At 41.1% G+C, this 25043-nt stretch carries 20 protein-coding genes; 16 read left to right on the top strand and 4 right to left on the bottom strand.

The features are described 5' to 3' along the window. Positions 1–88: 88 nt before the first annotated feature. The 6 genes from DCO56_RS01580 (at position 89) to DCO56_RS01555 (ending at position 10560) form a co-directional block, all read left to right on the top strand. A complete protein-coding gene (locus DCO56_RS01580) occupies positions 89–688 on the top strand; it encodes a TetR/AcrR family transcriptional regulator (protein WP_108632016.1) in 600 nt (199 codons plus the stop codon). 28 nt (positions 689–716) lie between these two features. Then, on the top strand, positions 717–2060 hold the full coding sequence (locus DCO56_RS01575) for a TolC family protein (RefSeq protein WP_108632015.1): 1344 nt from the start codon (positions 717–719) through the stop codon (positions 2058–2060). 14 nt (positions 2061–2074) lie between these two features. Beyond that, complete coding sequence (locus DCO56_RS01570) at positions 2075–3130, top strand: efflux RND transporter periplasmic adaptor subunit (protein ID WP_108632014.1); 1056 nt, start codon at positions 2075–2077, stop codon at positions 3128–3130. A 65-nt stretch (positions 3131–3195) separates the two neighbouring features. Beyond that, positions 3196–6378, top strand: coding sequence for an efflux RND transporter permease subunit (locus tag DCO56_RS01565; protein ID WP_108632013.1), 3183 nt, complete (start codon positions 3196–3198; stop codon positions 6376–6378). Between the two features lie 152 nt (positions 6379–6530). Beyond that, a complete protein-coding gene (gene glmS, locus DCO56_RS01560; RefSeq protein WP_108632012.1) occupies positions 6531–8372 on the top strand; it encodes a glutamine--fructose-6-phosphate transaminase (isomerizing) in 1842 nt (613 codons plus the stop codon). Between the two features lie 7 nt (positions 8373–8379). Next, positions 8380–10560: a DUF4954 family protein gene (locus tag DCO56_RS01555; RefSeq protein WP_108632011.1), complete on the top strand. Its 2181-nt coding sequence runs from the start codon at positions 8380–8382 to the stop codon at positions 10558–10560. A 107-nt stretch (positions 10561–10667) separates the two neighbouring features. Here the strand turns inward: DCO56_RS01555 and DCO56_RS01550 are convergent, their stop codons facing one another. From DCO56_RS01550 to lgt, 4 genes are all read right to left on the bottom strand, one after another. Beyond that, a complete protein-coding gene (locus DCO56_RS01550) occupies positions 10668–11240 on the bottom strand; it encodes a helix-turn-helix domain-containing protein (protein WP_108632010.1) in 573 nt (190 codons plus the stop codon). A gap of 162 nt (positions 11241–11402) precedes the next feature. Further along, on the bottom strand, positions 11403–11945 hold the full coding sequence (locus DCO56_RS01545) for a L,D-transpeptidase family protein (protein ID WP_108632009.1): 543 nt from the start codon (positions 11943–11945) through the stop codon (positions 11403–11405). A 123-nt stretch (positions 11946–12068) separates the two neighbouring features. After that, positions 12069–13259 carry a tryptophan synthase subunit beta gene (gene trpB / locus DCO56_RS01540; RefSeq protein WP_245935754.1) on the bottom strand — a complete coding sequence of 397 codons (1191 nt, stop codon included), beginning with the start codon at positions 13257–13259 and terminating at the stop codon, positions 12069–12071. A 467-nt stretch (positions 13260–13726) separates the two neighbouring features. After that, positions 13727–14542: a prolipoprotein diacylglyceryl transferase gene (gene lgt, locus DCO56_RS01535; RefSeq protein ID WP_108632008.1), complete on the bottom strand. Its 816-nt coding sequence runs from the start codon at positions 14540–14542 to the stop codon at positions 13727–13729. Between the two features lie 163 nt (positions 14543–14705). On the opposite strand from lgt, the gene DCO56_RS01530 reads away from it, so the two are divergent. The 10 genes from DCO56_RS01530 (at position 14706) to DCO56_RS01485 (ending at position 25037) form a co-directional block, all read left to right on the top strand. Beyond that, a complete protein-coding gene (locus DCO56_RS01530; RefSeq protein ID WP_108632007.1) occupies positions 14706–15824 on the top strand; it encodes a M42 family metallopeptidase in 1119 nt (372 codons plus the stop codon). Positions 15825–15861: 37 nt separating this feature from the next. Continuing rightward, complete coding sequence (locus tag DCO56_RS01525; protein WP_104382326.1) at positions 15862–16203, top strand: DUF3467 domain-containing protein; 342 nt, start codon at positions 15862–15864, stop codon at positions 16201–16203. 151 nt (positions 16204–16354) lie between these two features. Beyond that, positions 16355–17863, top strand: coding sequence for a carbon-nitrogen hydrolase family protein (locus DCO56_RS01520; protein WP_108632006.1), 1509 nt, complete (start codon positions 16355–16357; stop codon positions 17861–17863). Positions 17864–17930: 67 nt separating this feature from the next. Beyond that, positions 17931–19973 (top strand): M13 family metallopeptidase, encoded by a 2043-nt coding sequence (locus tag DCO56_RS01515; RefSeq protein ID WP_108632005.1) that lies wholly within the window; start codon positions 17931–17933, stop codon positions 19971–19973. A 150-nt stretch (positions 19974–20123) separates the two neighbouring features. Next, positions 20124–20435, top strand: coding sequence for a 50S ribosomal protein L21 (gene rplU, locus DCO56_RS01510; protein ID WP_028068281.1), 312 nt, complete (start codon positions 20124–20126; stop codon positions 20433–20435). Between the two features lie 43 nt (positions 20436–20478). Next, a complete protein-coding gene (rpmA, locus tag DCO56_RS01505; RefSeq protein WP_046672918.1) occupies positions 20479–20742 on the top strand; it encodes a 50S ribosomal protein L27 in 264 nt (87 codons plus the stop codon). Between the two features lie 405 nt (positions 20743–21147). Continuing rightward, complete coding sequence (locus tag DCO56_RS01500; RefSeq protein ID WP_108632896.1) at positions 21148–21891, top strand: hypothetical protein; 744 nt, start codon at positions 21148–21150, stop codon at positions 21889–21891. 5 nt (positions 21892–21896) lie between these two features. Continuing rightward, complete coding sequence (locus DCO56_RS01495) at positions 21897–22487, top strand: hypothetical protein (RefSeq protein ID WP_108632004.1); 591 nt, start codon at positions 21897–21899, stop codon at positions 22485–22487. A gap of 238 nt (positions 22488–22725) precedes the next feature. Continuing rightward, a complete protein-coding gene (locus DCO56_RS01490; protein ID WP_108632003.1) occupies positions 22726–23694 on the top strand; it encodes a formylglycine-generating enzyme family protein in 969 nt (322 codons plus the stop codon). 29 nt (positions 23695–23723) lie between these two features. Further along, on the top strand, positions 23724–25037 hold the full coding sequence (locus DCO56_RS01485) for a Gfo/Idh/MocA family oxidoreductase (protein ID WP_108632002.1): 1314 nt from the start codon (positions 23724–23726) through the stop codon (positions 25035–25037). The last annotated feature ends 6 nt before the right edge of the window (positions 25038–25043 follow it).

Here is a 25043-nt window from a genome sequence, read left to right as displayed (position 1 = left end):
CAAAATATATTTTGTGCGAGATGTTACTTTTTATATTTTTGAACAATTTCTGATAAAAGTCAGAAAGTAGAAAGGAGTTTTTTGAAGAATGGAAGATAGAAAAGACCAGATCATTGATGCTGCCATAAGACGCTTTATGCATTATGGATTTAGTAAGACAACAATGAATGAAATTGCAGAGGATATAAAAATCACCAAGGCGAATTTATATTATTATTACTCGGAGAAGAATGCGCTTATACGGGACGTTCTTATACGTTTGACAGATGAGTATAGAGCGGAGGAGGAAAAGTTGGTTGCTGCACATACAGGGACAACTTATGATCTGATCATGAAAATTTTAGAGATGCGGGATGCTTTTGTGCGCAAGTATTATATGTTGCACATGAACGAGAACCTGGAATGGATTAAAGGGCTTTCGATGCAGGATTTCTTTCAGTGTCTTCATAATCGCGATGTAAAGGCGCTCTATGAAATATTTAAGGTAGGCGCGGAGAAGGGTGAACTCAACGAAGAACATTTGTATGAAACAGCGGAAATCTATGTGGAACTGATGAAGAGTCTTTCCTTGATGTGCAATATTTCAGATATCATTTCTGGGATACCAAATCAGGATCGTTTTGATGAAGTGTTACAGAAACAAAAACTGGCTACGAAGCTGTTTTTTAATGGTATAAATAAGAAGTAGATATAAAATTAGGACAAATAAATTAGGAATGAAAACAATCAGAATACTAGCCAGCCTTTTATTAGGTACGATGGTTTTCCAAAGTCATGCACAACAGCAATTAAGCCTAAGTGATGCGATCAAATTTGCTCTGCAGAATAAAGCTGATGCAAAAAAAGCGACACTCGATGTGCAGAATGCGGAGCATAAGATCGCTGAGGTTAAATCGGGGGCATTGCCACAGATCAATTTTACAGGGGGAATAACGTATAATCCCATGATTCAAAAAGTTGCATTGCCCGGAGAGCTCGTCGGTCAGCCCGGAACAACGGTAATGGCCGCTTTCGGACAAAAATGGCAATCAACAAATTCGATAAGTTTGAATCAACAATTGTTTAATCAAACAGTATTTACCGGATTAAAGGCAGCGAAAACCACACGCGAATTTTACCTGATTAATAAAACATTGACAGATGAACAGTTAATTGAAAAAGTAGCTAATAGCTATTATGATGTTTATCAATCCAAATTACAATTAAAAACAGTTGATAATAACTTAGAAAGCACGACAAAAACAAGAGACGTGATCGATGGTCTATACAAGAATGGACTGGCCAAGAAAATTGACTTGGATCGTACAAATGTAGCAGTTACAAATTTAAAAGCATCTAGGCAGCAGTTGATTAATGCAGTTGAACTTAAAGAAAATGCACTTAAATTTGTTATCGGTATGTCCATGGATGAGCAGATCGTCATGCCAAGCTCAACCTTTGAAACGGTTGCGTTAAATGCCGTTTATAATCCAATTGATGTTTCCAATAGAACAGAGATTCAGGTGCTGGCGAAGCAAAATGACTTATTGGAGCTCAATAAAAAAGCCGAGATTTCAAAATACTATCCAACATTGTCGCTGACTGCCAATTATGGACGTCAAGGCCTGGGGCCAGTATTTCCTATATTTTCAAAGGCTGAAGGTGTAAACTGGTCTAGTTTCTCGGGAATCGGCTTGAATTTATCCGTTCCTATTTTTAATGGCTTCTTGACAAAATCCAAGGTCCGTCAAGCTCAGATTGATATTGATAAGCTTCAGGTCGATATCGCTGATACAAAATTAGCGCTAAGTATGGCTGCGGAAAATTCCAAAGTGCAAATCAAGAATACCCTTCTGACGATTGAGTCGAATCGCAAAAACGTGGATTTAGCCAAGTCCGTCTTGGAGGATACAAACAATAACTACAAGAATGGTTTGGCGACGTTAACAGATCTACTCGACGCAGAGAAAGCTTATGCTGATGCACAAAATAATTTAAATACCTCTTTGCTTGATTATAAAGTGGCGGAAGTTCAACTGATTAAAGCAAACGGCAATCTCAAATCACTAATTAACGAATAATTGACTAATACAATATGAAACGCGGAATTATTACCCTACTTATTATTGCTGCTGGTCTTGCAGGAATATTTTTTGTGTTAAATAAAAATAAAAAGAAGAACGAAGCTGAGACTGCTGAAGTCGCCAAAACTAATGCGTCTATTGCTGTTCGTATCGATACCGCAAAGGTCACTTCGATGGATTTGCGTTATACTGCGAATGGAACCTTTGCACCGAAGCAAGAAGTAACAGTCTCTGCAGAAACTGCCGGTAGAGTAGTTAAGGTATTGGTTGATGAGGGATCACGTGTGAGTGCCGGACAAACATTGGCAATCATTGAAGGGGATAAGCTGAATGTTAATGTAGCGAATGCTCAGGCAGCCTTTACCAATGCCCAGGCCGACCTACATCGTTTTGAAAGCGCTTATTCTACGGGTGGCGTTACCAAACAGCAATTGGATCAGGTGAAATTACAATATGAAAATGCCAAAAATAATTTAAAGGCTTCAAAATTGAATGCAGGCGATGTAACCATCAAAACTTCTGTTTCAGGAGTGGTCAATGCACGTAAAATAGAACCCGGAACTTATTTAAATATTGGAGCTGCAGCATTCGATATCGTGAATGTAAGCACGTTAAAATTACGTGTCAATGTGGATGAGAAAAATGTGGCAACGTTAAAAATCGGTCAATCTGTGGATGTATCGGCAAGTGTTTATGCTGACCAAAGATTCACTGGTAAAGTGACATTTATCGCACCCAAATCAGACGGAAGCTTAAATTTCCCGGTAGAAATTGAAGTCAATAACTCATCCAATCAATTGCGTGCCGGTATGTATGGCACAGCGATGTTTGGCGAGGGTGTTGCCGGCAATACTTTGATCGTGCCCCGTAACGCATTTGTCGGTAGTGTGAGCGACAATAAAATATTCGTTCTTAAAAATGGTAAAGCAATCGAAACCAATGTGAAATCCGGAAGAAATTTCGGCGATTATATTGAAATTTTGGGCGGCCTGCAAAATGGTGATCAAGTGATTGTTTCGGGTCAAATCAATTTGTTTGATCAGAGCCCTGTTGAAATTATTAAATAATGTTTACTGAAAACCAGTAGCAAATGAAGTCGTGGTTTCATTACCATTAAAAACAAATAATTCTAATGAAAATTACCGAAATATCGATAAAACGTCCAAGTATAATTATCGTATTATTTATAATACTCACATTAGGCGGATTGTTTTCCTATACTCAATTAGGGTACGAGTTAGTCCCTAAATTTGAGATCAACGTCATCACGGTGCAGACGGTTTATCCGGGAGCATCCCCCGCTGAGGTGGAGAGCTCTGTCACCAAGAAAATTGAGGATGCTATTTCATCCTTGGAAAGCATCAAAAAAGTAGAATCGACCTCGCTTGAAGGGGTGTCGATCGTTATGATTACTCTTAACAATGGCGCTGACGTCAACTTTCTGCTTACTGATGCCCAGCGGAAGATCAATGCCGTCATAAACGACTTGCCTGACGATGTGGAGACACCCTCCCTGTCCAAGTTCTCGTTGGACGATGTAGCGATCATGAGTTTGGCTGTTACCTCAAACTTGTCCGAGAAAGAGTTATACGATCTCCTGGACAATAAAATCCAGCCTGTTTTTGCACGTATTAATGGGGTTGCAAAAGTAGACATGATTGGAGGTGAAGAACGTGAGATCCAAATTTCTGTGGATCCAAAGAAAATCGAAGGTTATGGATTGACAATCTCACAGGTGCAACAAACTGTAGCGGCATCTAATTTGGATTTTCCTACAGGTAACGTAAGCACACGTGATAATAGGACTACAATCCGGTTGGCCGGAAAGGTTACCTCAATTGAGGAGCTTCGTAACTTGCCGATTACAACTCCGGCAGGGGTTCAGATCTATTTACGTGATATTGCAGACGTTCAGGATGGTATCAAAGAAATTGAAAAAGTAGCTCGTTTGGACCGCCAGAATACTATTTTGCTGCAGGTCTTTAAACAATCGGATGCCAATGCAGTAGCTGTATCCGAAGCGGTAAAGAAAACCATTGCAGTACATGATAAAAATGGAAAGGTAATTAGCGGGGTTGAGAAGGATTATGCAGCGCAAAATATTAAAATTTTGGTCGCCAATGACTCTTCTGACTTTACCTTGAATGCAGCCGACAACGTAATCCATGATTTGATGATCGCAATTGCTTTAGTAGGTTTTATTATGTTGTTTTTCTTACAGAGTTTGCGAAATGCTGCAATTACAATGGTAGCGATTCCGCTGTCGTTGATTGCAACCTTCATTGGCTTACTTTTGATGGGCTATACGTTAAACTTGATGTCACTGTTGGGTTTATCCCTTGTGGTGGGTATCCTGGTGGATGATGCGATCGTTGTTATCGAGAATATTCACCGCCATATGGAGATGGGTAAAAACAAGGTGCGTGCGGCATTTGATGGTGCTTCCGAAATTGGCTTTACCGTTACGGCGATTACCTTGGTCATCGTGGTAGTGTTCTTGCCAATTGCGATGTCTACAGGACTGGTTGCAAATATCCTGGCACAATTCTGTGTGACCGTAATTATCTCTACGATGTTATCTTTACTTGTGTCATTTACGGTAGTTCCTTGGTTGTACTCGCGTTTCGGAAAACTTGAACATTTGAGCAAAACATCTTTGTTTGGACGTATAATCCATGGATTTGAAAGTGGTTTGACTGCGTTTACGCATTGGGTATCCGGATTGTTGGTATGGTCTTTAAAAACACGATTGACTAAACTGGCTACGCTAGGCCTAGCGATAGGACTTTTGATTGCTTCATTTTCATTGGTAGTGAAGGGCTATATCGGTTCGGATTTTTTCCCGGGTATCGACCGTAAGGAATTTTTTATCCAATTGGAACTCGATAAAGACGCTTCCTTGGAAAAAACAAACTTATTGACGCAAAAGGCGGAGGCTTATCTTAAATCCAAGCCAGACGTTAAAGAAATAATCACTACGGTCGGACAATCTTCGGACGGTATGGCTTCCACTACAGGATCTCGTTATAAATCCGAAATCCATGTTATTCTGGACAAGGAGAATTTTGAAGGAAATTCCCAGGTGTATTCTGCAACCTTAAAACGTGAATTGGAAAATAAACTGATTGGTGCCAAAGTCAAAACCGTGAACGTTGGTATTATGGGAGCAGAGCAGGCGCCGTTGAAGTTGACCATCATTGGTGCCTCTGTCGAAGACGCGCAAGAATTTGCGGAGAAAGCTGCTGACCAATTGCGCAAAATTCCGGGAGCTGCGGGAGTAAAATTGACCTCTGAGGCGGGTAACCCAGAGATTAATGTGAAAATTGATCGCAATAAAATGACATCCCTGGGCCTGAATGTGTCGACTGTCGGTATGACTATGCAAACTGCATTTTCGGGAAATACCGATAATAAATATAGGGCGGGGGATAACGAGTATGACATTAATATCCGTTACACCGAAAGTGGTCGTGCAAATATTGACAATGTGCGTGATTTGAAGTTTATTAACAATAAGGGGGCTTCGATTTCATTGGAGCAATTTGCCAACGTCACTTATGGTTCTGGCCCAACTTTGTTGGAACGCCGGGACAAATCGCCGGCGGTGTCCATTCAAGGACAGGCAATCGGTAGACCGATGGGTACAGTAGCTCAGGAATGGCAAGCTCAGTTTGAAAAACTACCGCGCAAACCAGGAATCGTATTTATCTGGGGTGGTAACATGGAAAATCAAACCGAAGGTTTTGGAACTTTAGGGATTGCCTTATTGGCATCTATTATCCTAGTATATTTGGTAATGGTTGCTTTATATGATAGTTTTATCACTCCATTCGTTGTCTTGTTCTCTATTCCATTGTCATTTATCGGGGCATTATTGTTCTTGGCTTTGGGAAATCAAACATTGAATATATTCACGATTTTGGGTATCATTATGTTGATCGGATTGGTAGCCAAGAATGCGATTATGCTGGTTGACTTTGCTAATCACCGTAAAGAAGCAGGAGATACCACCCACGATGCATTAGTTGCAGCGAACCATGCCCGCCTTCGTCCGATTTTGATGACGACAATCGCGATGGTATTCGGTATGATTCCAATAGCGATCGCCACAGGTGATGGTGCCGATATGAATAGAGGCTTGGCCATTGTAATCATTGGTGGTCTGTTGTCCTCTTTGTTCTTGACGTTAGTTGTCGTCCCAGTTGTCTATTCAATCTTCGATAGTTTGCAACGCCGTTTCGGAAAAAAGGAAAAGACTGATTATGAGGCGCTCATGGTAGAAAATTACGACCATGTTGATGTCGCAGAACATTAAACATATATCAATTTTACAAAGGAAAGGAGGCTAAGTCATTGGCCTCCTTTTTTTTGTATTAAATTTAGGTTAATCAATCGATTGCATAAATATTTTTTATTACATTGCGACCGCATTAACAAAATATATATATACTTAAAATTGAGACAAGCATGTGTGGAATTGTAGGATACACAGGTTACCGTCAGGCGTATGGTATCGTCATTGACGGATTGAAAAAATTAGAATACCGTGGTTATGACAGTGCAGGAGTCGCACTACACAAAGGTGAACATGTCGATGTTTACAAAAAGACAGGAAAAGTCGTGAATTTGGAAGAATTCGTTTACGGTCAGGATCTTCAGTCAACAACAGGAATAGGGCATACACGATGGGCCACCCATGGTGAACCTTCTGACCGAAATGCCCATCCACATTACTCAAACAGTGGACGCATCGCAATGATTCATAATGGTATCATTGAAAATTATGCATCTTTAAAATCAGAATTAATTAATAAAGGTTATCATTTTAAAAGTGATACGGATACAGAAGTACTCGTTAATTTTATCGAAGAAATCCAATTACAGAATGAGTGCCCTCTGGAAGAGGCAATTCGTATTGCTTTAAAAAGAGTCGTCGGTGCTTATGTGATCCTTGTCTTAGAAGCTGGTCATCCAGATCGGATTATTGCAGCCAGAAAGGGGAGCCCGTTGGTCATCGGAATAGGCAAAAACGAACACTTTCTAGGTTCAGACGCTTCGCCCATGTTGGCGTATACCAAAGAGGTTGTTTATATCAATGACTACGAACTGGCGATTATTACGCCAGGAGAGTTGATTCTAAAGAATTTGGGGAATGAACGTATCACCCCGTATATCCAAAAGCTGGATCTGGAGTTATCGGCTATTGAAAAAGGTGGCTACGACCATTTTATGCTCAAGGAAATCTTCGAACAGCCGGATACCATCTACGATTCTATGCGTGGTCGTCTGGATCTGCAGGCGAAACAAATTATTCTTAGTGGAATCGAGAAGTATGCGAATGAGATCAGCAACACCAATCGGATTGTGATTGTGGCATGTGGTACGAGCTGGCATGCTGGATTAATTGCGGAATATGTCATTGAAGAATTATGCCGCATCAACGTTGAAGTGGAATATGCTTCTGAATTCCGCTACCGTAATCCAGTGATCCATCCCGGAGATGTTATTTTGGCCATTTCACAAAGTGGGGAGACTGCGGATACCTTAGTCGCGTTGGAGAATGCAAAAAAACAGGGCGCTATCATTCTGGGCGTAGTGAATGTGGTCGGCTCGTCCATAGCACGTCTTTCAGATGCAGGCGCTTATACGCATGCGGGACCTGAAATCGGCGTGGCAAGTACAAAGGCATTTACGGCGCAGCTGACTGTCCTCAACCTGATCGCATTAAAAATTGCGGCGTTAAAAGGAACGATTTCCGACGAGCGTTTTCTGAAACTGTCGGAAGAATTGCATGACGTTCCCGGGAAAGTACAGTGGATTTTGGATACACAAATCGAAAAGATTCAACAAATAGCAAAAAAATATAAAGACGCGAGGGATTTCTTGTTTCTTGGCAGGGGCTATAATTTCCCGGTTGCCCTGGAGGGTGCACTAAAGCTAAAAGAGATCTCTTATATTCATGCCGAAGGTTATCCGGCAGCGGAGATGAAACATGGCCCTATTGCTTTGGTCGATGAAAACTTGCCCGTTGTTTTCGTCGCAACCAAAGATGCTTATCATGAAAAAATTGTTTCCAATATCCAGGAGATAAAAGCCAGAAAAGGGAAGATTATTTCCGTAGTTACCAGAGGTGACGCCGTTTCCGAAAATCTGTCAGATGACTTTATGGAAATTCCAGAGGCAGATGAGGTTATTGCTCCTTTAATCTCTGTTGTTCCTTTGCAGTTATTGTCTTATTATATTGGTGTTGAGTTAGGCTTAGATGTTGACAAACCTCGTAATCTCGCCAAATCTGTCACAGTAGAATAGGAGGCGCATGAGTGTATTAAAGAAAATACCTTTGGAGCATTTGGGATATGATTTTATCCCAAATGAATTTCTCCATGAAGGGCAGGATGAGTACACCCTGCGTTTTCAGCAGAATCCACGTAATGATTACCGTGATCTCACGGCAATTGAGGTTCAGGAACTTATTGCTAATGGTAATTGGTCGAGTGACTGGTCCAAAGTGAAAGTTTCGGCGATCTTTGATCCCAAGCAGGTTCAGGGCTGTAAATTCTACGGCTTGGTACGCATCGGAAATTTAAGCCCTAGTTACCTCGAATATCGAAACCTGCAGCTTCCCATCGGTTTATATCATTCGACCATTATCAGTTCGGATTTTGGCGATGATGTAGCTGTACATCATATAGGTTATTTATCCTATTTTATTGTGGGGAATGAAGTGCTGTTAAGTCAGATCAAGGAGATGGAAACCGGTAGCACAGCCAAGTTCGGAAATGGTATTCTGCGGGATGGTGAAGAATCCGATAAACGCATCCAATTGGAGCTTTGCAATGAAAATGGAGCGCGCTCGGTTTATCCTTTCGACGGTATGCAGGCCGCCGATGTTTACCTGTGGACGCGAAATCGTCATGATCGTATGCTACAGCATCGTTTTGAAGAGCTGACGGACCAAAAATTTGGTACACAACGTGGGTATTATAGTCAGATAGGGGATCGTTGTGTCATTAAAAATACATTCACAATCAAAAATGTGAAGATTGGTACCGATGCTTATATTAAAGGAGTAAGCAAGTTGAAAAATGTGACCGTCAATTCTTCCCGGGAATCCTATACGCAAATTGGTGAGGGTTGTGAGTTGGTCAATGGTATCATTGGTTACGGTTGCCGTATATTCTACGGGGTAAAGGCGGTACGTTTTATTTTAGCCTCTTACTCGCAGCTGAAATATGGTGCACGATTGATCAATTCTTATCTCGGCGATAATTCGACGATATCCTGTTGTGAAGTGCTTAATTCCCTGATCTTTCCGGCGCATGAGCAACATCATAATAATTCTTTTCTGTGCGCAGCATTGGTGATGGGGCAAAGCAATATGGCTGCCGGGGCGACGGTGGGGTCGAACCACAATTCCCGAGCTGCTGACGGAGAGATTATTGCGGGACGTGGCTTTTGGCCTGGATTGTGTGTAAGTCTTAAGCATAATTCGAGATTCGCCTCTTATTGCTTGATCGTCAAGGGTGATTTTCTGCACGAGCTGGATATTCAGCTGCCCTTCACGTTAGTGAGCAATGATGTGCAGCATGATCGGCTTTTGCTTATTCCGGGATATTGGTTTATGTATAATATGTATGCACTGGTGCGTAATGCCAATAAGTATGAAGCCCGGGACAGTAGGCATTTTAAAAATCAATATTTTGAGTACGATATGTTGGCCCCTGATACTGTCAATGAGATGTTTGGCGGAATGGAAACACTTGCTTTTGCTGTGTCGGAAAGCCTTCAACACGAAGGGAATAAGACACGGGAGGAACATATTTTAGCCGGGCGTACCTTACTTGCCAACAATATTGATCTAAAAGATAAGACTATTGTTTTATCGGGAGCAGAAAATTCGCGCAGACCGACAGTGATTCAAAAAGTAGGTGAAGCTTATCATCTCTATCGTTCATTTATCAAGTATTATGGTGTACTGCACCTAATGGATGCACTGGAGGAAGGCCGATCAATCGATGAAATCATTGCTAGCCTTGCCGGTGAAAAACGGACAAATTGGGAAAATATCGGTGGACAGCTTATCGAAAGTACTGCATTGCAGGTTTTTCTGAATGATATCAAATCCAAAAAGATAGACTCCTGGGATGATATTCATGAGTTTTATCATGAACGTAGCAAGGAGTATCTATTGGATAAGCGAAAGCATGCCTTATTGTCTCTGATTGAAATTCTGACTTTGGAAGGTGTGGAAATATCCGGAGATAAAATTGTATCTTTGTTGGATGAGGCTTTGGAGCACCGAATCTGGATAGGCGAGCAGATCTATAAATCCCGTGCGAAAGATTACAAAAATCCGTTCAAGAATATGGTATATGCCAATGATGAAGAGCGTGATATAGTTGTCGGGAAGTTAACAGAAAACTCTTTTATCAATCAACAGCAAAAAGAATTAGAGATATTTAAAATAAGGGTTGCAAATTTGAAAGGGCAATTTTAAAAAGAAAGGCTTCCGCTCGGAGGCCTTTTCTGTTATCTTTAATACCTGTTTTTTATCGGGAGTCAAATGGTGACCTGACCTATCGAAAACAGCTGGAGCTGAATAATTTATCCTGCGTCATGTATTTTATCCAATGGTTTACGTTTATTCTCTTTGATATGCTTAAAATGACTAGGGGTCAGTCCGGTAACCTTTTTGAATTGATTGCTTAAATAAGCAACGCTGGAATAGTTCAACTGATAGGCGATTTCGCTTAGTGTCAATTCATCATAGACCAAAAGCTCCTTGACATATTCAATCTTTTGGCTAATGAAATATTTTTCGATCGTCATGCCTTCAACATCCGAAAATAAATTCGAAATATAATTGTAATCATGGTAAATCTGATTACTTATTATTTCCGATAAATTAAGATTGGTATTGTTATGTTGGTTGCGGATTAAGTCCAGGACCAAATGTTTGACCTGCTCAATCAATACCGTTCTTTTGTCATCGATGAGTTCAAAACCCAGGGCGGAGAAGTTCTCGGCTAGCTTAGCAGATTGTTCCCGGTTTAATGTCTCTTCAATTTCGACCTGTCCTAAAGAAATATGTTTAATGTGAAGATTAAGCTTGGCCAATTCGTTTTCGACGACCATGATGCATCTATTGCATACCATATTCTTTATTGCGAGTTTCATCCGATTTTTTTTAATACAAGTTACAAATCCAAACCCAAAAATCGCAAATTAATCGGACATTTCTGTTGTAAGATTTAGGTGATATGTTGTAGCTTTTTGGTGCCTTCTGCCGAGCCATCCATACAGCCTGTCTAGCCGATGGAACTGCCATGCTGATCAACCTTAGGGATTAATCGCAATAGGGGTACCGATGGGAACGGCCTGATAAAGTTCATCAATTTCTGTGTTGGTTAACGCCATGCAGCCGAATGTCCAGTCTGTCCAACGTTGTAATTTCCCGATAAAGCCCATTCCATTTCTTAAGCCATGGATTTTGATGTCACCACCCGCGGTTTTGCCCAAAGATCTGGCATAGGCGATATTCTGATCATTCGGATACGAAATCCCTAGGTTCTTGTGATATCCACTGTACTGATTTTTATCGTTGATATAATATAATCCTTCCGGTGTCTTTAAATCACCTTCGATTTTTTTAGCTCCAATCGGCTCTCCGCCCAGCGATATTCGGTAGGATTTGAGCAATTTGCCTTGCGCATAAGCTGATAGGATTCGTTTGGATTTATAGACCACAAGTTTGTCAACCACCGCATTTTTTGGTAAGCGGGGTTCAGGATAAAGGTTATAGACGGTAATCCCAAGAATCAATAGGAGGAATACCGTAGTAATGATTTTTAGCCAGTTGTGGCGATTTTTATTTCGTTTCATAAGAATCGCTGTTATCTAAATGGAACGGTTAGCATACATGGAAAACCCGGATTTATATCAATAGCCATAGCGAGGTGCCTTATGAGCAATCTGCTATGGCTATCTAAATTATTCAGTGATCTATTAAAATTCACGGTCGACATCCTTGTCTCCGCGGCCAGACAGATTAACGATAGCAAGTTTGTTTTTATCTTTCAATAGTTTGACCGCTAGGGCAACAGCATGTGAAGACTCAATTGCCGGGATGATTCCTTCTAATTTGGAAAGCAATTTATAGGCGGCGATCGCTTCGTCGTCCGTAACCGGATAATAGTTGGCCCGATTGCTGTCTTTTAAAGCGGCATGCTGTGGCGAGATGCCCGGGTAATCCAGTCCAGCTGATACGGATGTGGATGGGATCGGATTGCCTGTATCGTCAACAAGGCAGTAGGAATAGGTGCCCTGAAATACGGTCGGTTTACCAAACGATAGGGTAGCAGCTGTTTTAGGGTAAGTACCCGAGCCGCCGCCTTCACCGCCATTGATCTCAACTTCCTGATCATCCAGAAAACCTGAAAATAATCCAATGGCATTTGATCCACCGCCTACACAGGCAAAGATACTGTCTGGAAGGCGTCCTTCCTGTTCAAGAATTTGTTGTCGGGCTTCTTTGCCGATCACACTCTGAAAATAGCCCACCATTTTAGGATAGGGATGCGGTCCGACATGTGAACCAAGAAGATAATACGATGTTGGGTTTTCGACATAATACATCAACGCGGCGTCAACAGCATCTTTAAGTGTTCGGCTTCCTAGATTTGTTGTGACAACCTCAGCACCCAACAACTCCATCCGTTTCACATTCAAGGCTTGACGGGCGGCATCAATTTCGCCCATAAAGACCTTGCAGGGAATATTTAAGAGAGCAGCGGCAGTCGCGGTTGCAACTCCATGCTGACCAGCTCCGGTTTCGGCAATAATTTCCGTCGCGCCCATTTGTTTTGCCAACAAGATCTGACCGATACAATTGTTGATTTTGTGCGAACCGGTATGATTCAGGTCTTCCCGCTTTAAGTAGATCCTGGAACCTACATATTCACTCAGATTCTTTGCAAAATACAAAGGTGAGGGACGTCCTACATAGTGTTTGAGGATGGAGATGAATTCTTTTTGGAATTCTTCTTTCTGAACATGGCTGTCAAAAAAATCGGCTAATTTGTTTAACTGATTTTCCAGGACAGGTGGGATATAAGATCCACCATACTCACCATATTTACCATTGTATTGAAGCATGTTTTCGTTCGCTTCGACGGATGCGCACTTTTCTAGACTCATTTTAGGCTTAAGTTTCTTGTTGTAAAAATTTTGCTCATTAAAGAAGCCTAAATATAGTAATCTTTGGAGTCTTTGAAAAAAACAAGGTGATTTTGTTTATGAATCGAATTTAGCTTATTGTATTTGACTTATTTTTATCGCATATACAGTCCATGTGATTAGCGCTAATTGAGGAGTATTCACTCTTGATAGCAGAATAATTCGGGGCTGCTTCGCATCAGAAGGCAGGTGCCAGCAATATGGAAGCGGGATGGGTTTATGGTAAATGCGTGATAGACTCGGACTTACCACGGACTCATGTCGGATTTACCGCGGATTCATCGCGGTTAGAGGGCGGAGCATGGTAGGAACAGGCGGCTACCGCGGTCGAACAGAAGCTGAAGTATAACGATAAAAAAAGGCATCTTTCGTAAGAAAGATGCCAGCTATATATTGACGTTGCGAACTGTCTCAGATCGCCGTGTATTTTAAGCTTTTGGTTTTCGGAAGATAAAATAGAAACCGACCAAAATAAAAGGTATACTCAAAAGCTGTCCCATATTGAGCAACATGCTTTGTTCAAAGGCTTCTTGATCAATTTTAAAATGCTCCAACACCATCCGCGCACCAAATAATAAAACCATAAAAATACCGAACAATTTTCCTTTTTGACGATTCGGGTTCGATTTGAATAAGGAGCCGATAATAATAAAGATGATAATATAGGCGATGGCCTCATAGAGCTGGCCCGGATGGCGGGGGATATTGTCGTGACGTTCAAAAATTATTGCCCAGGGCAAATCTGTAGGTGTCCCTACCATTTCCGAATTGAAAAAATTACCAATCCGGATCAACGCACCGGCGATAGGTACCACCACTACCAATCGGTCCGCCAACCATAAAAAGTCAGTCTTGGTCTTGCGGCAGAAGAGGTAGAGTGCAACAAGGATACCAATGGCTCCACCATGGGAGGCCAATCCTGCGAAACCAGTCACCTGGAATCCGTTTTTATCCCATTTGAAAGGGAGGAAAATTTCCAGGATATGGTCTTTATAATAGTCAAAATCGTAGAATAGGCAATGACCAAGTCGTGCGCCGATCAGTGTGCCGAGGAAGATATAGATGGAGAGCTGATCCAGTTGCTCTTGCGTGCGGCCTTCTTTTTTGAAAATGCGCAACATAATAACATAGGACACAAAGAAAGCGAGGAGCCAACATAAGGCGTAATAGCGTAGGGCAAATGCGCCAAAGTTGAACATCTCAGGATCTACATTCCAATGTATTGCACTTAGTATTGAATTCATATTTTTTTATGTCTGTTTAAATTACTAAGGTAAAGATAAGGTTTAATCTTATTTTTCAATAAAATGAAAGTGAAATGTAAAAGGAATATTCCAAAAAACATTTTTACTTTTGCATTTCATTGAAATTTTCATATTTTGACGAAAGTAAATAGAAAAGGAAAAGATGGCTGAAAAGAATAAGAAAAAAGAACCGAAAACGACAGCAGTCGTAACAAAAGATTCGCTTTCATTTTTTGAAAAATATATAAACAATGCTTCACCCACAGGTTTTGAATGGGACGGTCAACGTTTATGGCTGGACTATCTGAAGCCCTATGTGGACGAAACTTTTGTTGATAATTATGGCACAGCGGTTGGCGTAATCAATCCAAAGGCTGCTTATAAAGTGGTGATCGAGGCCCATGCTGATGAAATCTCCTGGTTTGTCAATTACATTACAAAAGATGGATTGATATACGTGGTACGCAATGGCGGTTCGGATCATCAGATCGCACCTTCCAAACGGGTGAACATCCATACGGAAAAAGGCATTGTGAAGGCGGTATTTGGCTGGCCTGCCATTCATACACGTTCGGGCGAGAAAGAAGAAAATCCTTCCCTAAAAAATATCTTTTTGGATTGTGGATGCAGTTCCAAAGAGGAAGTGGAAGCTTTAGGAGTACACGTAGGCTGTGTGATTACCTACGAAGATACCTTTTCGATCCTGAACGATCGTTATTATATTGGACGTGCCCTGGACAATCGTGCCGGTGGCTTTATGATTGCTGAGGTCGCTCGTCTGCTGAAAGAGAATAAAAAGAAATTGCCGTTTGGATTATATATCGTAAATTCGGTGCAGGAAGAGATTGGTTTGCGCGGTGCTGAAATGATTGCAGATCGCATTAAGCCGAATGTTGCCATTGTGACTGATGTGACGCATGATACCCAAACGCCGATGATCAACAAGATCACACAAGGAGATTTATTCTCCGGAAAAGGGCCAGTATTGTCTTATGCTCCGGCGGTTCAGGTCAACTTGAATAAGCTGTTGGTGAAAGTTGCCGAGGAAAATAATATTCCATTCCAACGTCAGGCATGTTCACGTTATACAGGAACAGATACCGACGCTTTTGCCTACAGCAATGGCGGCGTTCCCTCTGCCCTGATTTCCTTGCCACTACGTTATATGCATACGACGGTTGAAATGGTGCACAAAGAGGATGTTGACAATGTGATCCGTTTGATCTATCAGACGTTGTTGAATATCGAGGATGGACAGGACTTTAGAACATTTACAAAATAGAATTTAGGATTATATTAACTTATCATTTAGAATTATTATGGAAAATAACCAAAATCAAAACGAATTGAGCATCGAGTTGACAGAAGAAGTAGCAGAAGGAATCTACTCAAATCTTGCGATTATCACTCACTCTAATACAGAATTTGTGGTTGACTTTATCCGTGTGATGCCAGGAGTGCCAAAAGCAAAAGTGAAATCAAGAATCGTTTTGACTCCAGAGCACGCAAAACGCTTGTTAGGTGCATTGGTTGATAACGTGAATCGTTTCGAAGCTTTGAACGGTCCGATTAAAATGGATGTAGGTGTTGCTGAACAACCTCAACAAGGTGGTGACCCAACTGTAGCATTTCCTTTCGGAACTCCTCAAGGTCAAGCATAGTCAATAGCATAATCTATCGATAATTAAGGTGCCAATAAAACAATTGGCACCTTTTTTTGTCTCCATTTGTGGTTACTGGGCTACCTTGGTATTTGGGCTTGGGCCCGACTTTTGCTATTTTTAGAGAAACTTATTTCAAAAGGAGATTTATATGGATATTCAAGTGCGCAACTTGACAAAGAAGGATTATGTTGATTTGAAAAAATCAATGGAACAAGCTTATGATGGTGTAGGGGATACCTGGTCAAAGGAAAATATTCAGGATCTGATCGAGATATTTCCCGAAGGACAATTGTGCGTAGAGATCGATGGGCATGTGGTTGCCTGTGCGCTGTCCATTATCCTCAATTCCAAAAAGAATAACATCTATGATAGTTATTATGATATTATTGATGACGGTAAATTCAGCAAACATAGCGATGACGGAGATACCTTGTATGGTATCGAAGTATTCGTCCATCCAGAACATCGTGCATTGCGATTGGGCCGGCGCCTCTATGATGCACGTAAGGAACTGTGCGAGCAGATGAACTTAAAATGTATCGTTGCCGGCGGACGGATTCCCAATTACCATAATTATGCGGACAAGATGAGTCCGAGAGTCTATATTGAGAAGGTAAAACGCAAGGAAATATATGATCCGACTTTGACATTTCAACTTTCCAACGATTTTCATGTTAAAAAGATCCTAAAACATTATTTGCCAGAGGATGCTGAGTCGATGGAATTTGCGACCTTGCTGGAATGGAATAATATTTATTATGAGTCGGAGACTCGTTCGATCTCGACAACAAAACAGACCATCCGTCTGGGACTGGTGCAGTGGCAGATGCGCTTATTTGATAATATTGAAGCTTTCTACGACCAGATCGAATTCTTTGTGGATACGGTAAGCGACTACGGAACAGATTTTATTATGTTTCCCGAGTTCTTTAACACACCATTAATGAGTCCATATAACGACCTTCCTGAGCGATTGGCAATGGAAAGGCTGGCGCGGCATACTTCCGAAATTATTGATCGGATCCAGCAATTTGCGGTTTCCTATAACGTGAATATTATTGCAGGCTCTATGCCACTGATGGAAAATAAGAAACTCTATAATGTTTCTTACCTATGCCATCGTAATGGTAAGCTGGATGAATTCAAGAAAATTCATATTACGCCAAATGAATTTAAATACTATGGTATGGTCGGTGGAAGTGAGGTGAAGGTATTCGATACGGATTGTGGTAAGGTCGGCCTACTGATTTGTTATGATGTGGAGTTTCCGGAATTGAGCCGTATTTTGGCTGATCAGGGCATGCAGATCCTATTTGTGCCTTTTATGACCGATACGCAAAATGGTTATATTCGGGTCAGGACCTGTGCACAGGCCCGTGCCATTGAAAACGAATGTTATGTGGCCATAGCAGGGTCTGTCGGCAACTTGCCACGTGTCAACAACATGGATATCCAATATTCGCAATCTGCAGTCTTTACACCATCGGATTTTGCCTTTCCAAATAATGCCATCAAGGCCGAAGCGACTCCCAATGCGGAGATGGTGCTGATTGCCGATGTGGACCTGTATGCTTTGCGGGACCTGCATGAATATGGCACGGTAAAAGTTAAAAAAGATCGACGCAAGGATTTATACGAAGTAAAACTTTTGAAATAATTGGCTGGTATTTTTGAAGGGCTTCAAAATATGCTTAGCTTTAATTATATTCTTAATCTAATAAAGTATGATACAAAAAGTCAAATGGGGAACGCTCTCTGTCGTCTTAATGATGTTGTCATGTCAGTCCAACAAGAGCAAGGAGAATCCGCAAGAAGTCAGAACCAATTTTTTTGATGTTTCTGGAATGGATACAACGGTCAGTCCCGGTGATAACTTTTTCCAATATGCGAATGGCGCATGGATGAAAAATACCCAGATACCTGCTTCTGAAACCGGTTGGGGGTCGTTCTATATTCTGGCAGATGAAAATTTGCAGAAATTGAAAACGGTGCTGGAAAATGCGGCTCAGTCCAACAGCAAAAAAGGTTCGGATCAACAGAAAGCCGGCGATTTCTATGCGAGCGGTATGGATACAGTGACCATTGATAAACTTGGTGCCAAGCCGATAGAGGGGACTATCCAAAAAATCAACGCATTGAAAAATATCGATGAATTAATCGCTTATGCGGCTGATGGATTCAAAGAGGGGGATGGAGACCTGTTTAGTTTTTATGTAGCTGCCGATGATCGAATCAGCACTAAAAATGCACTGCAGTTTTTTCAGGGCGGGTTGAATCTACCCGAAGCTAGCTATTATCTGGATCAGGATGACAAAGCCAAAAAAATCAGGGAAGCTTATCTCGCTTATCTGATTAAATTGTTTGGGTTGATCGGCGAGGGCGCAAATGCTCAAAAATCTGCCGAAGAAGTACTCAAACTGGAAACAGAAATCGCAAAATCCCATCTGACTCCTGTTGAGTTGCGGGATCCGATTAAAAATTATAATAAGTTTGCGGTTCAGGATTTCCAGAAACAAACCCCAAATTTGAACTGGAAAGATATTCTCGGCCGTTTGGAGGTGAAGACCGACACGATTTTGGTGCAGCAACCTAAGTTCTATCTAGCGTTAAACAATCTGTTAAAATCGCAACCTGTAGAGGTTTGGAAAACAAAGTTAAAAGCGGATTTGGCAAATGCTTCTGCGACTGCACTGAGCAAAGAATTTCGCGATGCAAAATTCGAACTATTTGGCAAAACCCTCAATGGACAGAAGCAACAGAAAGAACGCTGGAAATTGATGGTCAGCTCAGCTGACGAAAACCTGGGTGAGATTGTTGGCAAGCTCTATGTGGATGACTATTTTAAGCCTGAAGCAAAGCAGCGCATGATGGAGTTGGTCGATAATTTGCAAAAGGTCTACAAGACAAGAATTGAAAAATTGGACTGGATGACACCGGAAACCAAGAAAAAAGCAATCGAAAAATTGGAAGCTTTTGTTAAAAAGATCGGTTATCCTGAAAAATGGAAAGATTATAGCGATGTAGAAGTTGCAAAAGATACCTATTATGCGAATCTACAATCTTCGGCCAAGCATGCTTATAAGGAGATGGTCGGTAAAATAGGTAAACCTGTTGACAAAAAAGAGTGGCTGATGACTACGCCGACGGTCAATGCGTACTATAATCCGCCATACAACGAGATTGTATTCCCTGCAGGAATTCTACAGTTTCCATTCTTTGATGCCAATGCGGATGATGCGATCAACTATGGTGCCATTGGTGCTGTCATAGGTCATGAGATGACCCATGGTTTTGATGACCAAGGGAGACAGTATGATAAGGCTGGTAACCTCAACGACTGGTGGACACCTGTGGATGCCAAACAGTTTACCGAACGTGCAAATCAGGTTGCGAAATTGTATGGAAGCTTCACCTTATTGGATAATCAACATGTCAATGGAGAATTGACCTTAGGAGAGAATCTGGCTGATATCGGCGGTTTGAACATTGCTTACGATGCGTTTAAACTGACCAAACAAGGGCAGGGGAATGAGAAGATCGATGGTTTTACAGGGGATCAGCGTTTCTTTTTAAGTTTTGCACAGGTATGGCGGGTCAAAAGCAGCGACGAGCGCATGCGTTTACGATTGAAGGTCGACCCACATAGTCCGGAGCAATTCCGTGTGAACGGCCCTGTCTATAATATGGAAGCATTTTATAAAGCATTTAATGTACAGCCAACAGCTAAAATGTACGTTGCCCCAGAAAAAAGAATTTTAGTTTGGTAAGTCGTTATTACCTGCTATTCTGTTATTTCCCGATGGTAGTAGCGGATCAGCTGGGAATAAATGAATGGAAAAAGATAGATTTATCTTTGAATTGTGGTAAAAACTAATTACTTTTGCCCTTCATTTAATAACACATTTAATTAATTAACAATGTACGCAATAGTAAATATAGCAGGACAGCAATTTAAGGTTGCAAAAGACCAGTTCCTTTTTGTACACCGTTTACAAGGAGATGAAGGCGCTAGTATTGAATTTGACAATGTATTGTTAGCAGAAGACGGTGGTAAATTTACCATTGGTACACCTAGCGTTGCTGGTGCAAAAGTTTCGGCTAAAATTTTGTCTCATTTAAAAGGCGATAAAGTTATCGTTTTCAAGAAAAAACGTCGTAAAGGCTACAAAAAGAAAAACGGTCACCGTCAACAATTTTCTAAAATCCAGATCACTGGTATTACGTTATAATTGAATTTTTAATCAGACATCAGTCTTAAATTAAGATAAAGAAATGGCACACAAAAAAGGTGCGGGTAGTTCTAAGAACGGCCGTGAGTCACATAGCAAGCGTTTAGGTATCAAAATCTTCGGTGGTCAACAAGCAATCGCAGGTAACATCATCGTACGCCAACGCGGTACACAACACAATCCTGACACAAATGTTGGTATTGGTAAAGACCACACATTGTTCGCTTTAGTAGACGGTAAAGTAGTTTTCCGTAAAAAAGCTAACAATAAATCTTATGTATCTGTAGTTCCTACAGAACAAGCATAAGGTTTGCAACAATATTTGAAGAAGGCATCAAGCAATTGATGCCTTTTTTTATGCACGTCACTTTTATTATTTAATTTTTTTTTAACAGTTGCAATGATTTTGTTAAAAATCTGCGGCGTTTCATCTGTCTGGATACGAGTTACTTGCTGAGCAGTGCCAGCGGTAAATATGATGTCTGTTCATAAATTATCCGCTTAAATCCTGCGATGAATTGTTATTTTCTGTTAAATGTAACCGCTTTGGTACAATTTTTATAAAGGATATGTGTTTTTAAGCATGCATGCCCTCTGGGGTTAAGCACTGGGGCATATATAATGAGGATATTCCATATGGCCATTAAAATACAAAATGCGAAGCATTCGTGGATACCATTGAATGCAGACACAACTGAATAATTACTTATATATGAAATATAACAAGTTTGGATATGGCCTGTGCGTTGGATTATTTGCCTGTTCATTATATTCCTGTAGTTCGATCTATATGCCCAATGTGCCTTCGGCACCTATGTTTACGGAAGCTGGTGAGGTTTATGTTTCCGGAAATATAAACACAAAGGCAAACGTTTCTGCAAACCTGGGGGTAGCCGTGACCGATCATGTGGCTGTTATTGCCAATGGATCTTATATGGACAATAGATCCAATACGAAAGACTATGCACAGAAAATGGGGGAAGCGGGGATCGGGTACTACACGCGTTTTGGCCGAAAAAATAATCGTGTATTTGAAGTGTATGGCGGATATGGACTAGGGACCACGAGTGTCGTTGATAAAAGATCTTCTACCATGGGGCAGGCTATTGTCGAGACACAGGATATGGATTTTGACAAAGTGTTTGTGCAGGTGAACTTTTCATCGGAGAAGAAAGACGCTCTGAAATTGTTTGGAAATAGACATGATATTGACTATGGAACGATTATCAGACTGAGCAATATGCGTATGAAGAACTTCGCTATTGATGGTCTTCCTATAGCGAAAGAAGATAACATGCTGATTGAGCCCATATTTTATACACGGATGGGGCTTGGGAAAGGGTGGAAGTTGCAGTATACGAACGGAATGGTTTTCGGCTTTAAAAGTAATACCTATTTAAAAGCGGGTTACCCATTGTTTACACTGGGAGTTTTGTATAAATTTGGAGGAAAATAGCGGCTATGAGCAAGAAAATTTTATTTGGATGTTTGGTCTTTTTGAGTTTATTCATTTCCGGATGCGGCGTGAATCGACAAAAGGCACAGATCGAGAACTTGGCGAAATGTAAGTTTGATGTAGAGTCTGTAGACAGTATTCGATTGGCAGGAACATCATTGCAACGTCTGATAAAAAATAATCAGATTGATCTAGGGGCAGCACCCAGTTTGGCTTTGGCCTATTTACGAAAAGATATTCCATTGGATGCGGTTATTCGCCTTAAAATTGATAACCCAACCTTAAAAAAGGCGTCAATCAATAAGTTTCAGTATATCATCCTGTATGGCGGTCAACAGCTTGTCGAAGGAATTGTCAATCAATCCTTGCAAATTGAACCTGGGGGATCAACGATGGCCAATGTGCGTATTGCGACCAATATTTATGACCTTTTGGTAAATTCTGACCTGCAAAATTTTTTAATGTCCAGTGATGAGAATAAAAAGGGAATATTTACGTTAAAAATTAAACCTTCAATCAATATCGCTGGGCAGTCGGTATTTTATCCGGGATACATTACCATAGATAAGGCGGTGAGCCGGAAAATTCTGCTGTAAAAGGGTATAGACTAGCGAGAAGATGAAAAGGTTTTCCATGAGAATGGAAAACCTTTTTTATTGACGGAAGTTTTTTTGTTTACTGTACTCGTCTTAAGACGCGGTAAGTCAATTTGCTAAACCGTTATTATAAATAGATTCTTTCATTAAGAATTAAACTGTAATAAAAAAGTTATAGTGCCAAAGTGTAAAGTATACACCTTATTTTATATTTTAGTCTTTAAATAGAAACCTAAATATGTTAAAAAGATTCTTAATTCCTGTTTTACTGTTTGCTGGAGTACATGCCATTGCTCAAAACAAGTTGGATCCTTATGAGCAGACCATTGCGGGGACCAATCTTTCGTTTAAAATGGTGGCTATCCCCGGCGGAAGCTTTAAAATGGGATCTGTATCTGGCGGTAAGGAAGATGAAAAGCCAGCGCACGAGGTTAAGCTCGACCCTTTTTGGATGGGACAATATGAAGTAACCTGGGACTTGTTTGAACCCTTTTTGTACAAAGATTATGAAATCGCGAAAAGTAAGGATGGTAAGGTTGCTCCGGAAATAGACGCCGTAACCCGGCCTACGAAGCCCTATCTTGATATGACATTTGGTTTTGGTAAAGAGGGGCATCCCGCACTTGCTATGACTCATTATAATGCGATTCAATTCTGCAAGTGGTTATATGTTCGTACGGGTGTGTTCTATCGTCTTCCTACGGAGGCAGAGTGGGAATATGCGGCTCGTGCTGGTGCGAAGACGGCTTATTTTTTTGGCGACAACGATACACAATTAGGCGAATATGCCTGGTTTAAGGATAATGCTGAGCAAAAAACGCATGTGGTAGGAGAGAAAAAGCCAAATCCTTGGGGGCTTTATGATATTTATGGAAATGTGGGTGAATGGACTTACGACCAATACAAGGCCGATAGCTATGCGGAAGGTAAGGACAAGGTATTGACTAATCCTGTTGTTGTTCCTACGACGTTGTATCCTAATGTTGTCCGTGGTGGTGCATTTGACAGTGCCGCTGCTGATCTGCGTTCGGCTGCCCGTGGCGCATCGGATCCTATATGGAAACAATTGGACCCGCAAGTTCCCAAAAGTAATTGGTGGTTCCCTGAGGCCCCCTTCGTTGGTATGCGTTTAGTTAGACCGCTCAATCCCCCTAGCCATGAAGAGATTATGGCTTATTATGATAAAAAACCAATTAAAGATTTTTAAAAAAATAAAATAATCAATATAAAACTATTATGGAAAATCTAGAAAGAAGAGATTTTATTAAAACTTCTGCCATGGTTGCTGGCGGCGCCATGTTAAGTTCGCTGCCTTTATCTGGAGCCTATGCTGCTGGTTCGGATGTGATCAAAGTAGCTTTAGTAGGTTGTGGAGGTAGGGGTACAGGGGCTACATTTGATGCGCTAAGTTCGGGAGCGAACATCAAAGTTGTCGCTTTGGCTGATGCATTTAAAGATAATTTAGATAGTACATATAATACCCTTAAGGAAAAATGGCAAGATAAAATTGATGTCAGCGACAACCATAAATTTGTGGGTTTTGACGCCTATAAAGAGGCAATCAAATTGGCAGATGTGGTTATTCTGGCTACGCCTCCAGGGTTCAGACCAGCACATTTTGAAGAAGCAATCCGTCAGGGAAAACATGTTTTCATGGAAAAACCTGTTGCTGTGGATATTCCCGGAGTGCAACAAGTTATCCGTGCGGCTGCTGAAGCTAAACGTAAAAAATTGAATGTTGTCGTAGGTTTGCAACGCCGTTATCAAACGAATTACCGTGAGGCCATCAAACGTATTCACGATGGTGCAATCGGTGATGTAACTTCGGGACAGGTGTATTGGAATTCAGGCGGGGTATGGGTACGCCCACGTAAGCCTGAGCAAACAGAAATGGAGTATCAAATGCGCAATTGGTACTATTTCAACTGGTTATGCGGTGACCATATTGTTGAACAGCACGTACACAATATTGATATTGCCAACTGGGTGAAAGGTTCTTATCCGGTATCTATCCAGGGAACTGGAAGCAGGGCGCACCGTACAGGCAAAGAATATGGTGAGATCTACGATAATTTTGCGTTGGAATTAACCTATGCGGACAACAGTGTGGTATATAGCCAATGTAGACATTTTGAAGGGATACAAAACCGTGTTGATGAGCAGTTTCAGGCAACAAAAGGCCGAGTATACCTTTCTGCCGGTGGACAAGCCATATTGTATGATTGGAAAGGTAAAGAAATCTATCGTCATGATGCGAAAGGTAATCCTAACCCTTACCAACAGGAACATAAAGAACTTTTCGCAGCGATTGCCAATGGGGAGTATAAGTTTGATAATGCGGAGTACGGTGCTTACAGTACTTTAACTGGTATCATTGGCCGTATTGCTTGTTATACAGGTAAGGTCATCAAATGGGATGAGGCATTGAAATCAACGATCAAATTGGGCCCAGATGTCTTGGCTTGGGATGCTAAACCGAAGTTGTTGCCTGATACCGAGGGCTTTTATGCAGTAGCTAATCCGGGTCAAAATACAAACCTTTATATTTAATAGCTG

The sequence above is a fragment of the Sphingobacterium athyrii genome, assembly GCF_003071065.1.
Classification (GTDB): domain Bacteria; phylum Bacteroidota; class Bacteroidia; order Sphingobacteriales; family Sphingobacteriaceae; genus Sphingobacterium; species Sphingobacterium athyrii.
Note: the sequence above shows the minus strand (reverse complement) of the source record. Positions and strands in the feature narration are given on the sequence as shown.

Coding starts and splice junctions, on each gene's coding strand:
- DCO56_RS01580 (WP_108632016.1), top strand. CDS start 89: ATGGAAGATAGAAAAGACCAGATCATTGATGCTGCCATAAGACGCTTT.
- DCO56_RS01575 (WP_108632015.1), top strand. CDS start 717: ATGAAAACAATCAGAATACTAGCCAGCCTTTTATTAGGTACGATGGTT.
- DCO56_RS01570 (WP_108632014.1), top strand. CDS start 2,075: ATGAAACGCGGAATTATTACCCTACTTATTATTGCTGCTGGTCTTGCA.
- DCO56_RS01565 (WP_108632013.1), top strand. CDS start 3,196: ATGAAAATTACCGAAATATCGATAAAACGTCCAAGTATAATTATCGTA.
- glmS (WP_108632012.1), top strand. CDS start 6,531: ATGTGTGGAATTGTAGGATACACAGGTTACCGTCAGGCGTATGGTATC.
- DCO56_RS01555 (WP_108632011.1), top strand. CDS start 8,380: ATGAGTGTATTAAAGAAAATACCTTTGGAGCATTTGGGATATGATTTT.
- DCO56_RS01550 (WP_108632010.1), bottom strand. CDS start 11,240: ATGAAACTCGCAATAAAGAATATGGTATGCAATAGATGCATCATGGTC.
- DCO56_RS01545 (WP_108632009.1), bottom strand. CDS start 11,945: ATGAAACGAAATAAAAATCGCCACAACTGGCTAAAAATCATTACTACG.
- trpB (WP_245935754.1), bottom strand. CDS start 13,259: ATGAGTCTAGAAAAGTGCGCATCCGTCGAAGCGAACGAAAACATGCTT.
- lgt (WP_108632008.1), bottom strand. CDS start 14,542: ATGAATTCAATACTAAGTGCAATACATTGGAATGTAGATCCTGAGATG.
- DCO56_RS01530 (WP_108632007.1), top strand. CDS start 14,706: ATGGCTGAAAAGAATAAGAAAAAAGAACCGAAAACGACAGCAGTCGTA.
- DCO56_RS01525 (WP_104382326.1), top strand. CDS start 15,862: ATGGAAAATAACCAAAATCAAAACGAATTGAGCATCGAGTTGACAGAA.
- DCO56_RS01520 (WP_108632006.1), top strand. CDS start 16,355: ATGGATATTCAAGTGCGCAACTTGACAAAGAAGGATTATGTTGATTTG.
- DCO56_RS01515 (WP_108632005.1), top strand. CDS start 17,931: ATGATACAAAAAGTCAAATGGGGAACGCTCTCTGTCGTCTTAATGATG.
- rplU (WP_028068281.1), top strand. CDS start 20,124: ATGTACGCAATAGTAAATATAGCAGGACAGCAATTTAAGGTTGCAAAA.
- rpmA (WP_046672918.1), top strand. CDS start 20,479: ATGGCACACAAAAAAGGTGCGGGTAGTTCTAAGAACGGCCGTGAGTCA.
- DCO56_RS01500 (WP_108632896.1), top strand. CDS start 21,148: ATGAAATATAACAAGTTTGGATATGGCCTGTGCGTTGGATTATTTGCC.
- DCO56_RS01495 (WP_108632004.1), top strand. CDS start 21,897: ATGAGCAAGAAAATTTTATTTGGATGTTTGGTCTTTTTGAGTTTATTC.
- DCO56_RS01490 (WP_108632003.1), top strand. CDS start 22,726: ATGTTAAAAAGATTCTTAATTCCTGTTTTACTGTTTGCTGGAGTACAT.
- DCO56_RS01485 (WP_108632002.1), top strand. CDS start 23,724: ATGGAAAATCTAGAAAGAAGAGATTTTATTAAAACTTCTGCCATGGTT.